This window comes from Altererythrobacter sp. H2 (assembly GCF_035319885.1).
Lineage (GTDB): Bacteria > Pseudomonadota > Alphaproteobacteria > Sphingomonadales > Sphingomonadaceae > 34-65-8.
In genome coordinates, this window is record NZ_CP141285.1 from 290,837 (window position 1) to 304,281 (window position 13,445).

The following is a 13,445-nucleotide window of genomic DNA, read 5'->3' on the forward strand; positions in this document are numbered from 1 at the left end:
CGGTTCACGCCGCGCGCCTTTCGACCTCGATGTCAGCCTCGACCCGTTCCAGCTCGCGGCGGGCGATTTCCTCGGGCCAGTGGAGCAGTTCCATCCGGCCATCGAAATGCTCCACCAGCGCGGTGCACCCTTCGACCCAGTCGCCATCATTGTAGTATTCGATCCCGTCAAAATCCCGGATTTCCGCGGTATGGATGTGGCCGCATACCACTCCATCCACACCGCGTTCCCCAGCCGCACGCGCGACCACTTCCTCATAGCGGGAAATGAACTCGACCGCGTTCTTGACCTTGTGCTTGGCGACCTTCGACAGTGACCAATAGGGCAGGTTGAAGGCCCGGCGGACCACATTGACCCAGTGGTTCAGCCCCATGAGCAGGTGGTAGAGCGCGTCGCCCACGAAGGCGAGCCAGCGATGTGCCAACATGACCGTGTCGAACTCGTCGCCATGCAACACCATCAGGCGCCGCCCATCCGCAGTGCTGTGAAAGGCCGCGCGGCGGATTTCGACACCGCCGAAGTTCATCCCGGTGAACTGGCGGAACATCTCGTCATGGTTGCCGGGGATATAGACGATGCGCGTGCCGCGCCGGGCGCGCTTGAGGATGCGGCGGACAATATCGTTGTGGGCGGCGGGCCAGTAGAACTTCTTCTTCAGCCGCCAGCCGTCGATGATGTCGCCGACGAGGTACATCGTCTCGCTGTCGGTATGGTCGAGGAAATCGATCAGCAGCTCGGCATTGCAGCCTTTGGTGCCCAGGTGAATATCGCTGATCCAGATGGTGCGATAGCGCCGCCGCCCGGTGGCGGGCACCATCGCCCGGCGCGCCGACGGGCTGATTTGCGGAACAGGCAAGCGGTCGATAGCCATGGGGGCCTCCGGGGCTGGCGGTCTCGCCCGGAGCATATGACGCGGCATTGTGACACCCTCACCGCAATCGCGTGACGGTTGCGAGTCAGCCGCGGCGTGGCTGTCAGTCCATTGTCACAAAGCCGGGCAGCGCCGCCACCCGTTGCAGCCACGCCCCGATCGCCGGATAATCAGCCAGACCGAAGCCGCCTTCCTCTGCCTTGTGGGTATAGGCATAGAGGGCCACGTCGGCCAGCGTGGCGCCTGCCCCCACGAACCAGTGCTGCCTGGCCAGGTGTTCGTCCATCACCTTCAGTGCGTCGCATCCGGCAATCCGCTTGGGCATCATCTGGGCTCGCTGCGCATCGGTCAGCTTCGCTTCTCCGACAAAACGCAGCCAGAAGCGCAAGGTCGCGATGTTCGGTTCGTGGTTGTACTGTTCGAAGAACATCCAGCGCAGCATGTCGGCACGCCCGAACCGGTCAGCAGGGATGAGCGGCGATCCTTCGGCCAGATACCAGCAGGCCGCATTGCTTTCCGGCAGAAAGCGCGCGGTTGCGCCTTCGCCGATCTGCAGCACTGGAATGCGGCCATTGGCATTGACTGTACCGAGAAATTCGGCCGTGCGTGTCTGCCCTTGCATGATGTCGTACTGGCGCAGATCAAGCGGCACGCCGAGCAGTGCGGCGGTGAGCCTGATCTTGTAGCAATTGCCGCTGCGCGGGTCCTCGTGAAGGGTAAACCTGTCAGCCATCCCCGCTCACCTCCAGCACGATCTTGCCGACATGTTCGCCCGCTTCCATCCGCGCGTGGGCACCGGCTGCGTCCGCCAAGCGATAGGTCCGGTCCATCACCGGGCGAAGCGTGCCATCGGCGAACAGCGGCCAGGCGTTGCGCTCTATTTCACCTGCCAGCAGCGTCTTGAACACATCCGAGCGCGGGCGCAGGGTTGATCCGGTCAGGGTGAGGCGGCGGCTCATGATCACCGCCATGTTGAGTTCGGCTGTCATCCCTCCCAGCACCGCGATGGTCACGTGGCGGCCGTCCTCGGCCAGGCATTTCAGATTACGCGGCACATAGGTGCCCGACACCATGTCGAGCACGACTTCGACCCCCCTGCCGCCGGTGAATGTCTTCACCGACTCGACGAAATCGGCTTCGCGGTAATTGATGGAAAGATCTGCACCGCAGGCCCGCGAGGCAGCGCACTTGGCCTCGTCCCCGCAGGTGGTGATGACACTGAGCCCGAATGCCTTGCCCAGCATGGTCGCCATGGTGCCGATGCCGCTGGTGCCGCCATGCACCAGCAGGGTCTCGCCTTCCCTCGCCCAGCCCCGCTCGAACACGTTGTGCCACACGGTAAACAGCGTTTCGGGAATGGCCGCCGCCTCGGCCAGGGGCATGGTGCCGGGTACGGTGAGGCAATGGCCGATATGGGCGAGGCAGTATTCAGCATATCCGCCGCCGGAGACGAGCGCGCAGACCCGCTCGCCCAGATAATCTTCCGGCACGCCGCTGCCGACCGCGACAATCTCGCCCGCCACTTCCAGCCCCGGAACGGGTGAGGCACCGGGAGGCGGGGGATAAAGGCCCTGGCGCTGGATCGCGTCCGGCCGGTTGACCCCGGCATAGGCAACCCGGATCAGCACCTGCCCTTCGCCCGGCGATGGCACTGCCAGCTGTTCAGTCCGCAGCACCTCTGGCCCGCCGGGTTTGTCGAAGCCGACAGCCGTCATTCTTTCGGGCAACTGGCTAACCATGTGAACCCCCGGTTGTGGCATAGGGGCGACAGGCCCCGACCGCGAACAGCACCTAGCCCTGCGGTCCGTTGACAGCAAGCCGCCTGTCTTGCGATGATGCACCCCGATGGACCTCGACGAACTCCCCCGCCCCAAGGGCGATGCCGCGAGCCGCCTCGCCGCCGAGGATCTCTCACCCTATTCGCACGAGGAACTGGGTGAACGGATCGCGTTGCTCGAGGCCGAGATTGCCAGGGTCCGGGCGCATCGCGAAAAGGCCGCAGCACACCGCTCTGCGGCAGACGCTTTGTTCGGAAAGCCAGGCAATTGACCGGTGGGACTCGCAACCTTTGCGACGTGTCCCATATAAGTCCGGAACCCGTTCGTCGCCCCTGCTCCCCGTGTACGGGGAAGCCGCCTTCAGCCAGGAAAGGCACCTGAATGCCCAGCTTTGCCCAGAACCTCGAGAAGACGCTCCATGCCGCGCTCGGCAATGCATCGGAACGGCGCCATGAATATGCCACGCTGGAGCACCTGCTTCTGGCGCTGGTCGACGACGAAGACGCCGCCCAGGTAATGCATGCCTGCGGGGTCGACGTGTCGGAACTGGGCGAGGTGGTGAAACAATACCTCGATCAGGAATACCAGTCCCTGAAGACGGATGACGATGCCGATCCGCAACCGACCGCGGGCTTCCAGCGGGTCATCCAGCGCGCCATCCTGCATGTCCAGTCCAGCGGCAAAGATACGGTAACCGGTGCCAACGTGCTGGTTGCGCTGTTCTCCGAACGCGATTCCTACGCGGTCTATTTCCTCCAGCAGCAGGATATGAGCCGTCTCGACGCGGTCAGCTTCATCAGCCACGGGATCGGCAAGGGCGGCAAACAGATCGAGAGCCGTTCGCCCAAAGGTGCCGAGGCCAAGGAAGAGCAGGAAGCCAAGAGCGACGGCAACAAGAAGGAAACCGCGCTCGACCAGTTCACCGTCAACCTCAATCTCAAGGCAGAAAACGGCAAGATCGATCCGCTGATCGGGCGCGGCCCGGAAGTGGACCGGACGATCCAGATCCTGTGCCGCCGCAGCAAGAACAACCCGCTCTATGTTGGCGATCCCGGGGTGGGAAAGACCGCGATTGCGGAAGGCCTGGCGCGCAAGATCGTGGAAGGCGAAGTGCCCGAGGTTCTGCGCGATGCCGTGATCTACTCGCTCGACATGGGCGCGCTGCTGGCTGGCACCCGCTATCGCGGCGATTTCGAGGAGCGCCTGAAGCAGGTCGTCAATGAACTCGAACAGATGCCGGAAGCGGTGCTGTTCATCGACGAAATCCACACCGTGATCGGGGCAGGTGCGACCAGCGGCGGGGCGATGGATGCCTCCAACCTGCTGAAGCCCGCGCTCTCCAGCGGGGCGATCCGCTGCATCGGCTCGACCACCTACAAGGAGTTCCGCAACCACTTCGAGAAAGACCGCGCACTGCTGCGCCGGTTCCAGAAAATCGATGTGAACGAGCCGACCGTCGAGGATACGATCAAGATCCTCAGGGGCCTGAAAAGTGCCTTCGAATCGCACCATAAGGTCACTTACACCCCGGATGCGATCAAGACCGCGGTGGAGCTTTCGGCCCGCTACATCAACGACCGCAAGCTGCCCGACAAAGCAATTGATGTGATTGACGAGGTCGGGGCGATGCAGATGCTGGTGCCGCCGAACCGGCGCAAGAAGAAGATCACCGCGCGCGAGATCGAAGCGGTGATTGCCACCATGGCACGCATCCCGCCCAAGACCGTTTCCAGCGATGACAAGAAGGCGCTGGAGAACCTTGAGCGTGATCTCAAGCATGTCGTGTTCGGGCAGGACGAGGCGATCCACCGCCTCTCCACCGCGATGAAGCTCAGCCGGGCGGGCCTGCGCGATCCGGACAAGCCGATCGGCAGCTTCCTGTTCAGCGGCCCGACCGGTGTCGGCAAGACCGAGGTTGCGCGCCAGCTGGCCAGCATCATGGGCATTGAACTCAAGCGGTTCGACATGTCGGAATACATGGAGCGGCACTCGGTCAGCCGGCTGATCGGCGCACCTCCGGGTTATGTCGGCTATGACCAGGGCGGCCTGCTGACCGATGCGATAGACCAGAACCCGCATTGCGTGCTGCTGCTCGACGAAATCGAGAAGGCCCACCCTGACCTGTTCAACATCCTGCTTCAGGTCATGGATAACGGCCGGCTGACCGATCACCACGGCAAGACGGTCGATTTCCGCAACGTGGTGCTGATCATGACCACCAATGCCGGTGCCGCGCAGATGGCAAGCCAGGGCATCGGCTTCGGCGATGTGTCGAAGGAAGATGCTGGCGAGGAAGCGGTCAAAAAGATGTTCACGCCGGAATTCCGCAACCGGCTGGATGCGATCGTGCCCTTTGCCTATCTCGGCAAGGAAACCGTCGGCCGGGTGGTTGACAAGTTCATCCTTCAGCTGGAGCTGCAGCTGGCGGAGCAGAACGTCCACATCCAGTTTGACCAGGATGCAAGGAAGTGGCTCGGCGACAAGGGGTACGACAAACTGTACGGTGCCCGCCCGATGTCCCGCCTGATCCAGGAAAAGATCAAGCAGCCGCTGGCTGAGGAACTGCTGTTCGGCAAGCTTACCGATGGCGGAGAGGTGCATGTCAGCATCAAGGACGGCAAGCCGAGTTTTGAACTGACCCCCGCTCCGCCGAAGGTCAAAGCGGTGAAGAAGAAGCCGGCAGGAACGAAGAAGCCTGCCTCCAAGGCTCCGGAAGGTGAAAGCGGGGCCTGAGCGACCGCATACGCTTGTGGCCTGGCTTGGGGTCAGCGGAACGCTAGGGCTGACCAGGCTTTGAGCATCTGATGATGGCCCCCTTTTCCTGGATCCGGCCCGAGCCGTGGGGGATCCATGTTGTCCCTGCCGATTGCTGGGTCGATCCCGCCAGGGCGGTTGACCGGGCGCTGGTGACGCACGGCCATGCCGACCACGCACGCGGCGGGCATGGCACGACCATGGCCACGCCCGAGACGCTGGCGATCATGGAGCTACGCTATGCCACGCGTGAGGGCGCGGTGCCGGTCGGCTATGGCGAGACGGTGCGACTGCCCGGCGGCGTCGACGCAACCTTCATCCCGGCCGGACATGTGCTTGGCAGCGCCCAGATCCTGCTTGAGCATGCGGGTGAAAAGGTCATCATTACAGGTGATTACAAGCGACGTCATGACCCGACCTGTTTGCCGTTCAGGATTACGCCATGTGACGTATTCATTACCGAAGCGACCTTCGGCCTGCCGCTGTTCACCCATCCGCCCATCGGCGAGGAGATCGCCAGGCTGCTCGGCCAGCTGGGCGCCGAACCGGATCGCTGCGTGCTGGTCGGTGCTTACGCCTTGGGCAAAGCGCAACGGGTGATTGCGGAGCTGCGCGCGGCAGGGCACGGCCAGACCATCTGGATCCATGGCGCAATGGAGAAGATGTGCAGGCTCTACGAAGAGCATGGCGTGCCGCTGGGTGATCTGCGCCTCGTCAGCGACGCAAAGAAGGATGAACTTCGCGGCCAGATCGTGGTCTGCCCGCCCGCCGCACTGAACGACCGCTGGAGCCGTCGCCTGCCTGACCCGGTCACCGCGATGGCGAGCGGCTGGATGCGCGTGCGACAGCGTGCCCGCCAGCGTGGTGTGGAGCTGCCGCTGGTGATCTCCGACCACGCCGACTGGCATGAGCTCACCACCACGGTCGAACAGGTCAACCCGCAGGAAACCTGGATCACCCATGGGCGCGAGGATGCGCTGCTGCGCTGGTGCGAGCTTCACCAGCGCAAGGCACGCGCGCTGGCGCTGGTAGGCTATGAGGACGAGGACGATTAGCCGGTGGAACGCTTCGCCGCCCTGCTCGATGCACTCGTCTACACCACCAGCCGCAACCGCAAGCTGGCGCTGATCGCTGCTTACTTGCGCAAAACCCCGGACCCTGACCGGGGCTGGGCGCTCGCCGCTCTGACTGGCGGGCTCGACTTCCCGGCAGTCAAAAGCTCAACCATCCGTGCGCTGATGATGGAGCGGGTTGACCCGGTGCTGTGGACGCTCAGCCGCGACTTTGTCGGCGATACAGCCGAGACCGCCAGCCTGCTCTGGCCGGCGCCGGGTCGCGCCCCCTCTCCCCCGACGGTGAGCGAGGCCGTTGAGCTGCTGTCGAGCATGACCCGCAAGACCGTGGGCACAGACCTCGCCGCGCTTTTGGACCGGCTTGATGCCCCGGGCCGCTTCGCCCTGCTCAAGCTCGCCACCGGCGGGATGCGGATCGGCGTATCCAGCCGCCTGGCCAAAACCGCCTTCGCAAAGGCATTCGCGGTCGAGGTCGAACAGGTCGAGGAATACTGGCACGGCCTTGCCCCGCCCTACCCGGAGCTGTTTGCCTGGGCGGCAGAGGGAGCGCCGCCGCCCGACATCGACAACCTGCCGACCTTTCGCCCGTTCATGCTCGCCCATCCGCTCGAGGGCGGCACGGTCGCTCTGGCCGATTATGCGGCGGAATGGAAATGGGATGGAATCCGGGTCCAGCTGGTCCGGGCAGGTGACCAGACGCGGTTGTTCTCCCGCTCCGGCGATGACATCTCCGCCACGTTCCCCGAATTGCTTGACGGCCTTCCGTTCCCGGTGGTGCTTGACGGCGAATTGCTCGTGCGCGGCGTGCACCAGGGCGGCGAAGCGGGGGGCGCTGCCAGTTTCAACGCGCTGCAGCAGCGGCTCGGCCGCAAGGTTGTGAGCAAGGCGATGCTGCGCGACTATCCCGCGTTCGTGCGGCTCTACGACGTGCTGATAGCCGACGGGCGCGACTGGCGCGCGCAGCCGTGGCACGAACGGCGCGCGGCACTCGAGGCGCTGATACCGCGCCTGCCAGCGGCGCATTTCGACCTCAGCGACATAGTGACGGCGCGCGATTTCGACCATCTGGCGCAAATCCGGGCCGGCGCGCGGGACGAGGCCATCGAGGGGCTGATGCTCAAGCGGCGCGACAGCCCCTATGTCGCCGGGCGCAAGGTCGGCCTGTGGTACAAGTGGAAACGCGATCCGCTGCTGGTCGATTGCGTGCTGATGTATGCCCAGCGCGGCAGCGGCAAGCGCTCCAGCTTCTATTCCGACTACACCTTCGGATGCTGGGATGGCGATCCGGACAAGGGTGCGGAGCTCCTCCCGGTCGGCAAGGCCTATTCCGGTTTTACCGACGAGGAACTGAATCGGCTGGATCGTCACGTGCGGCAAAACACCGTGAACCGCTTCGGCCCGGTGCGCGAGACCAACCGCAGCCTGGTGTTCGAGGTGGCCTTCGACAGCGTCCATGCCAGCAAGCGGCACAAGAGCGGCCTCGCCATGCGTTTCCCCCGCATCCACCGCATTCGCTGGGACAAGCCGGTTCACGAGGCAGATCGCATCGAGACCTTGCGCGCCTTGATCTGCGACTGAGTTTGCGCTCGATCAAGGCTTTGATTCGAAATCCGGGCGACAGGCACACTGTCCCTCCGTGCCCAAGGAAAGCACGCCATGAACGCCGAGTCCGCCCCTCCGAGCACACCCTACGTCGCCCTCGGCGGAAGCGAGGTGATCGGCCGGATCGTTGATCGGTTCTACGATCTGATGGACACAGAGCCGCAATATCGCCCGCTGCGGGCGATGCACGCGGAAGATTTGACGCCGATGCGGGTCTCGCTCGCTGGTTGGCTCTGTGCCTGGGCCGGAGGCCCGCGCGACTGGTTCGAGCAGAACCCAGGCAAATGCATGATGAGCGCCCACCGGGGACTGCGCGTAAACCACGAGACGGCAACACAGTGGGCCGATGCGATAGCGCGTGCGGTTGCGGAGTGCGGACCGGCGGACCAGGCACTGGGCAAAGCCATGGCCGAACGGCTGGAACTGATGGCCCAGGCAATGGCCCGCCCCTAGTCTCGCCTGTGCAGGCATTTCGCGCTAGACTGGGACGATGCATCGCTTCGACCGCCCGCGCCGCGCTCTGGCCATCGCCGCCGCCGGGCTGGCGGGCATGGTCGATGCGGCCGGCTTCCTCGCGGCTGACCGGTACTTCGTTTCGTTCATGTCCGGCAACACCACCCGTTTCGGGGTCGACCTGGTCGAAGCGCCCCAGCGTGCCTGGGTGCCCGCCGCGCTGATCGCAGGCTTCGTGCTCGGGGTGTGTGGCGGAGCCCTGGTCGCTCATGCTGCCGGCGCACGACGCAAGCCGGCGGTTCTGGGCAGCGTGGCGGTGCTGCTCGCACTCGCCGCCCTTGCCCAGGCAGGCGGCAGCGTGGGCGCGATGATGGCGCTGCTGGTTCTGGCCATGGGCGCGCTCAACAACACGTTCCAGCGGGATGGCGAAGTCGCCGTCGGGTTGACCTACATGACCGGAGCGCTGGTCAAGCTGGGGCAGGGGCTGGCCGCGCGACTGACCGGCAAAGCGGCAACGGGATGGAGCGACTGGGGGTTGCTGTGGTTCGGCCTTGCAGCCGGTGCCGCTCTGGGCGCGGCGGGATGGCTTTACCTGCCCGCCCTGGTGCTGTGGGGGGCGGCGCTCTACGCCGCCTTTCTCACCTTCACTGCGATGCAGCTGCGCTAGGGCCCGACCACCTGCACCAGCTTGGTTCGCCCGGTTGCGCCGCGCAACATGCGGAGGCGTGACGTCGGCAGGCCGAGCGCGTCAGCGAGCAGGGCGAGCACCGCCTCGTTCGCTTCACCGTCCTGGGGTTGGGCCCGCACCCTGACCAGAATCACACCCGCGCCAAGCGCAATACCTTCGGTCCGGGCACCGGGCGTAACCCTGAGTGCGAGCCGCCCTTCGCCATCGGCCAGCGCGAGGATGGATTCTCGGGAAGGAAGATCAGGTCTGGGTCGCGCCATCAAAGCGCGGCAGCAACCGCCACCGCATGGTGCTTGGCGTTCTCGGCATAGTGCGCGACGCCAATTCGCATTCCGGCAATGGCCGCGTCATCGAGTTCGCGCAGCGGCTTCGCGGGGCGTCCCGCCCACAACATCCGCGGTTCCATCACCTTGCCTTCGGTCAGCATCGCGCCAGCGGCCAGCATGGCATCCGAGCCAACCACTGCCTTGTTCATCACGATTGCGCCCAGGCCGACAAAGCCCCGATCGTGGATCGTGCAGCCATGGACCATCGCCATGTGGCCGATCAGCACATCATCGCCGATCACCAGCGGCGAACCGACCGGATCGCCCGGGCGGGGCGGATCGCAGTGGAGCACGCTGCCGTCCTGCACATTGGTCCGCTCGCCAATCCTGATCGTAAACACATCGGCCCGCAGGACACAGTTGTACCAGATCGAACTCCCTGCGCCGATGACGACATCGCCGATAATGGTCGAGCCGGGGGCCACGAACGCGGTTTCGTGTATTTGCGGCGTCTTGCCGTGGATCGGGATGATATTCACGCCGGGGCGGTGAGGGGTCATGGTCGGCTCTCCCAGGTTGGCCGGTCAACAGAGTACACGATAGTGTCCCGCCACGGCGGATCGTACCGGTGGTCGGCATAGTCGAGGTCTGCGCGTCGGCCCATCCAGAGTCGTTTCATCAGGCCCCAGCTGGCGCTGTTGCCCTCCACCGTCAACGCGACCACCTCCTCTGCGCCGAACCGCTCGAACGCCAGCGCGAGGGCCGCCTGCGCGGCCTCTTTCGCATAGCCATGGCCCCAGGCATCTTCGCGCAGGCGCCAGCCGATCTCGATCGCACCTGTGACGGTCGAGCCGGGTGCGTCAGCGCGCTTCAAACCACAGAAACCCAGCAACGCGCCGTCAGCCTTGCGCTCGACCGGCCAGAAGCAGAAACCGTTGCGGGCGGCGCATTGCTCGACCCGGCCACGCTGCATCGCCATGCCATCCACGCCGAGCACCCCGCCCAGCCATTCCATGACGGCGGGCGTATTGGTTACGCGGAAAAACTCCGCCCAGTCGGCGTCGCCGCGCCAGTCGCGCAGCACCAGCCGGTCTGTTTCGCAGCGGAAAGCTTCAGCCATGGAGCAGGCGCGCGGCATGGGCGGCATGGTAGGTGAGCACGCCCGAACAACCCGCACGCTTGAACGCTGTCAGCGTTTCCAGCACCAAGGCATCGCGATCACCGGCCCCCGCTGCCGCAGCCGCTTCGATCATCGCGTATTCGCCGCTGACCTGGTAGGCAAACACCGGAACTTCGAACCGCTCCTTCACCCGGCGGACAATATCGAGGTAGGGCAAGCCGGGTTTGACCATGACGCTGTCTGCCCCTTCGGCAAGATCGAGCGCGACTTCGCGCAGCGCCTCCTCGCCGTTGGCGGGATCCATCTGGTAGCTCTTCTTGTCGCCCTTGAGCAGCCCGCCCGAACCGACCGCGTCGCGAAACGGGCCGTAGAAGGCGCTGGCGTACTTGGCGGCGTAGCTCATGATCTGGACGTTGTGATGCCCGGCCATTTCCAGCGCCATGCGGATTGCCCTGACCCGCCCGTCCATCATGTCGGAGGGGGCGATCACGTCTGCCCCGGCATTGGCCTGGTTTACGGCCTGGTCGACCAGTACGGCCACGGTGTCATCATTGATCACATAACCACGCTCGCCAAGCAGGCCATCCTGGCCGTGGCTGGTATAGGGGTCGAGCGCTACATCCGTGAGCACGCCAATATCGTGTCCGCAGGCATCCTTGATGGCCTTGATCGCCCGGCACATCAGGTTGTCGTGATTGAGCGCTTCGGCTCCGTCGTCACTGCGCCGGTCAGCCGGGGTGTTGGGGAACAGCGCCACACAGGGAATGCCGAGTGCGGCCGCTTCCTTGGCCCGCGCAGCAATGCCATCGACCGACCAGCGCGATACGCCCGGCAGGCTGGCGATCGGCTCCTCCACGCCGGAACCACTGGTCACGAACAGGGGCCAGATCAGATCGGCCGGAGCCAGAACCGTTTCACGATGGAGAGCGCGGCTCCAGCCATGGGCGCGAGGCCGGCGGAGGCGGAGATTGGGATAGGCTGGTGTCATGGCCGACTACCTGCCGCAATCCCGCAGCCGGCGCAATCCGCACCGAACAACGGGGCGATGATGTCAGGGCAGGGCCGTCACGGCAGGCGGCGCGCCTGGTCGAGCCGGTCAATTTCGCGCGCCGGTTCCTCGTTGGCGTTCTCCACCGCAGTGGGCGCCAGATCGACCAGCGCCGCACCCGGAGCAACCGTCTTGAGGCTGGCAAGCGTGGCGCGGAACCGGCGCAGTTCCTCGCCGCCGAGCTGAGCCCGGGTAACGAACGACACGGAAGCCGGGTTCACGGCCCGCCCGCCGCGATACATTTCGTAATGCAGGTGCGCGCCGGTGGAGAGACCGGTCGATCCGACATAGCCGATCACCTGGCCCCGGCGGACGCTTTGCCCTGCGCGCACCGCCATGCGGCTCATGTGGCAATAGCGGGTCGACAGTCCCCCGCCGTGCTCAAGACGGACTGCAATCCCGCAACCGCCCATCCGGCCGGCACCTGAAACGCGCCCGTCGGTCACCGCAACGATCGGCGTGCCGTGCCCGGCAGCAAAATCCATCCCGCTGTGCATCCGGCGATAGCCAAGGATGGGATGCCGCCGCATCCCGAAATTCGAACTGATCCGCCCTGGAACGGGGGCGAGCAGGCCGGCGCGCTGTTCGCCCACCCCCGATGCCTCGTAGAACCGGCCGTCCTTGCCCCAGCGCATCAGCTGGACCTGCGGTTTGTCGCCCCGGTCCACCCCGGCATAGACCAGCCGCCCGGCCTCACGCTCCCCGGTGGCAGCCCGGCGGTACTGGACGATCAGGTCGAAGGTATCGCTCGCCCGCACGCTCCGCTCCATGTCGACTTGGTCGTTGATCGCGGCGAGATACTGCTGCACCGCGCTGGGCGGGGCGCCGGCAGCGCGGAGCGACCGGTACAGGCTGCGCCCGACGTTTCCGCGAATACGCAAAGGGGTGTCATCCACCCGGATCGGCTTGCGTGTCAGCACCAGGCCGTTTTCGCCGCGCGAGACTTCCAGCGCCAGATCGAACCGGGCGCGAAAGGCGAGGGAATCGAGCGGGCGTGGCTGGCCGGGACTGGTCCTGCGGCCGAGGGTGATGTCGACCTGGGTGCCGGGGGTGACATCGGTCAGGTCAATGGCGTTCGACACCAGCCCCAGCACCCGGCTGGCGTCCGCCCCGCCGACCCCGGCACGCTCCAGCATCCGGGCAAAACTGTCCCCGCGAGAAAGGGTGGCCAGCAGCTGCTGGGTTGGCCGCTCCGGCGCCGACCGGAGCGGCTTGACGTCGAGCGTCGCGCCCATATGCCGGCCGCTGTCCCCACCCAGGGCAAGCGGCATGATCATGTGGCTGCGAAATTCATCCCGCGCAGGCTCGTCAATCAGCATGGCGGGCGCCGCCTCGAGCGGGCCGAAACTGGGCCAGAACCCTATCGCCAGGGCACTCAGCCCGATCAGGGTGCCAAGCCCGCGAAACCAGGTGCGGCTGCCGATCCCGCTCGCCAGATCCGGGGTCAGGTTCAGCCGTTCGAGCCGGTCAGAGACATCGTGTCGCCACGAATCGTAGCGCTCCAGCATGGTACCGGTCCGCTGGAGGATGCGGGGGCGCGGATCAGGCGCCAGCTGGGTGTGGGCCAGAGCAACCGCGCGCCAGCCACCCTGGTCGGCCAGCGCCGCCTCGATCCCGGCAACATCGCGCTCGCTGTACACGCGCTTATTCTCCCAGAGGTACTGGCGGCACGCCTGCACCCGACCCAAGCGGCCCCTATGGCCGGGTTTCCTGCACGATTAAAGTTAAGTCCGCTTTAAGACGCGACCAGCCGAGTCTCCTGCCGGACAGACTGTGGGGCGAACCGCTAGCA

The 13,445-nt window shown here is 65.4% G+C and carries 14 protein-coding genes; 6 read left to right on the forward strand and 8 right to left on the reverse strand.

All coding sequences use genetic code 11. From position 1 onward, the window contains the following. Positions 1-4: 4 nt before the first annotated feature. From U4960_RS01415 to U4960_RS01425, 3 genes are all read right to left on the reverse strand, one after another. Positions 5-817: a UDP-2,3-diacylglucosamine diphosphatase gene (locus U4960_RS01415; protein ID WP_324263151.1), complete on the reverse strand. Its 813-nt coding sequence runs from the start codon at positions 815-817 to the stop codon at positions 5-7. A gap of 157 nt (positions 818-974) precedes the next feature. Next, complete coding sequence (locus U4960_RS01420; RefSeq protein WP_324261834.1) at positions 975-1,604, reverse strand: glutathione S-transferase family protein; 630 nt, start codon at positions 1,602-1,604, stop codon at positions 975-977. Continuing rightward, positions 1,597-2,610 carry an NAD(P)H-quinone oxidoreductase gene (locus U4960_RS01425; RefSeq protein WP_324261835.1) on the reverse strand — a complete coding sequence of 338 codons (1,014 nt, stop codon included), beginning with the start codon at positions 2,608-2,610 and terminating at the stop codon, positions 1,597-1,599. Before U4960_RS01425 ends, U4960_RS01420 begins: the two co-directional genes overlap by 8 nt. Before the next feature lie 106 nt (positions 2,611-2,716). On the opposite strand from U4960_RS01425, the gene U4960_RS01430 reads away from it, so the two are divergent. The 6 genes from U4960_RS01430 to U4960_RS01455 all read left to right on the forward strand — a co-directional run bounded on the left by U4960_RS01430 (position 2,717) and on the right by U4960_RS01455 (position 9,198). Next, complete coding sequence (locus U4960_RS01430) at positions 2,717-2,920, forward strand: DUF1192 domain-containing protein (protein ID WP_324261836.1); 204 nt, start codon at positions 2,717-2,719, stop codon at positions 2,918-2,920. Positions 2,921-3,030: 110 nt separating this feature from the next. Further along, positions 3,031-5,382 carry an ATP-dependent Clp protease ATP-binding subunit ClpA gene (clpA, locus tag U4960_RS01435; protein WP_324261837.1) on the forward strand — a complete coding sequence of 784 codons (2,352 nt, stop codon included), beginning with the start codon at positions 3,031-3,033 and terminating at the stop codon, positions 5,380-5,382. 71 nt (positions 5,383-5,453) lie between these two features. Next, positions 5,454-6,458 carry a ligase-associated DNA damage response exonuclease gene (locus U4960_RS01440; RefSeq protein ID WP_324261838.1) on the forward strand — a complete coding sequence of 335 codons (1,005 nt, stop codon included), beginning with the start codon at positions 5,454-5,456 and terminating at the stop codon, positions 6,456-6,458. A gap of 3 nt (positions 6,459-6,461) precedes the next feature. Then, entirely contained in the window at positions 6,462-8,054 is a 1,593-nt protein-coding gene (locus tag U4960_RS01445; protein WP_324261839.1) for a cisplatin damage response ATP-dependent DNA ligase, read from the forward strand. A 78-nt stretch (positions 8,055-8,132) separates the two neighbouring features. Beyond that, positions 8,133-8,531 (forward strand): group II truncated hemoglobin, encoded by a 399-nt coding sequence (locus U4960_RS01450; protein WP_324261840.1) that lies wholly within the window; start codon positions 8,133-8,135, stop codon positions 8,529-8,531. Between the two features lie 37 nt (positions 8,532-8,568). Next, a complete protein-coding gene (locus U4960_RS01455; protein WP_324261841.1) occupies positions 8,569-9,198 on the forward strand; it encodes a YoaK family protein in 630 nt (209 codons plus the stop codon). Here the strand turns inward: U4960_RS01455 and U4960_RS01460 are convergent. The 5 genes from U4960_RS01460 to U4960_RS01480 all read right to left on the reverse strand — a co-directional run bounded on the left by U4960_RS01460 (position 9,195) and on the right by U4960_RS01480 (position 13,293). Beyond that, entirely contained in the window at positions 9,195-9,479 is a 285-nt protein-coding gene (locus U4960_RS01460) for a DUF167 domain-containing protein (protein WP_324261842.1), read from the reverse strand. The genes U4960_RS01455 and U4960_RS01460 overlap by 4 nt on opposite strands. Beyond that, on the reverse strand, positions 9,479-10,045 hold the full coding sequence (locus U4960_RS01465; RefSeq protein ID WP_324261843.1) for a gamma carbonic anhydrase family protein: 567 nt from the start codon (positions 10,043-10,045) through the stop codon (positions 9,479-9,481). The genes U4960_RS01460 and U4960_RS01465 overlap by 1 nt, the downstream gene beginning before the upstream one ends. Next, on the reverse strand, positions 10,042-10,605 hold the full coding sequence (locus tag U4960_RS01470) for a GNAT family N-acetyltransferase (protein WP_324261844.1): 564 nt from the start codon (positions 10,603-10,605) through the stop codon (positions 10,042-10,044). Before U4960_RS01470 ends, U4960_RS01465 begins: the two co-directional genes overlap by 4 nt. Continuing rightward, a complete protein-coding gene (hemB, locus tag U4960_RS01475; protein ID WP_324261845.1) occupies positions 10,598-11,593 on the reverse strand; it encodes a porphobilinogen synthase in 996 nt (331 codons plus the stop codon). Before hemB ends, U4960_RS01470 begins: the two co-directional genes overlap by 8 nt. Before the next feature lie 77 nt (positions 11,594-11,670). After that, positions 11,671-13,293 carry a M23 family metallopeptidase gene (locus U4960_RS01480; protein WP_324261846.1) on the reverse strand — a complete coding sequence of 541 codons (1,623 nt, stop codon included), beginning with the start codon at positions 13,291-13,293 and terminating at the stop codon, positions 11,671-11,673. Positions 13,294-13,445 lie beyond the last annotated feature (152 nt).

Bases quoted from the DNA above. Each gene is read 5' to 3' on its own strand.
- U4960_RS01415 (WP_324263151.1), bottom strand. From the start codon at position 817: ATGGTGCCCGCCACCGGGCGGCGGCGCTATCGCACCATCTGGATCAGC.
- U4960_RS01420 (WP_324261834.1), bottom strand. From the start codon at position 1,604: ATGGCTGACAGGTTTACCCTTCACGAGGACCCGCGCAGCGGCAATTGC.
- U4960_RS01425 (WP_324261835.1), bottom strand. From the start codon at position 2,610: ATGGTTAGCCAGTTGCCCGAAAGAATGACGGCTGTCGGCTTCGACAAA.
- U4960_RS01430 (WP_324261836.1), top strand. From the start codon at position 2,717: ATGGACCTCGACGAACTCCCCCGCCCCAAGGGCGATGCCGCGAGCCGC.
- clpA (WP_324261837.1), top strand. From the start codon at position 3,031: ATGCCCAGCTTTGCCCAGAACCTCGAGAAGACGCTCCATGCCGCGCTC.
- U4960_RS01440 (WP_324261838.1), top strand. From the start codon at position 5,454: ATGATGGCCCCCTTTTCCTGGATCCGGCCCGAGCCGTGGGGGATCCAT.
- U4960_RS01450 (WP_324261840.1), top strand. From the start codon at position 8,133: ATGAACGCCGAGTCCGCCCCTCCGAGCACACCCTACGTCGCCCTCGGC.
- U4960_RS01455 (WP_324261841.1), top strand. From the start codon at position 8,569: ATGCATCGCTTCGACCGCCCGCGCCGCGCTCTGGCCATCGCCGCCGCC.
- U4960_RS01460 (WP_324261842.1), bottom strand. From the start codon at position 9,479: ATGGCGCGACCCAGACCTGATCTTCCTTCCCGAGAATCCATCCTCGCG.
- U4960_RS01465 (WP_324261843.1), bottom strand. From the start codon at position 10,045: ATGACCCCTCACCGCCCCGGCGTGAATATCATCCCGATCCACGGCAAG.
- U4960_RS01470 (WP_324261844.1), bottom strand. From the start codon at position 10,605: ATGGCTGAAGCTTTCCGCTGCGAAACAGACCGGCTGGTGCTGCGCGAC.
- hemB (WP_324261845.1), bottom strand. From the start codon at position 11,593: ATGACACCAGCCTATCCCAATCTCCGCCTCCGCCGGCCTCGCGCCCAT.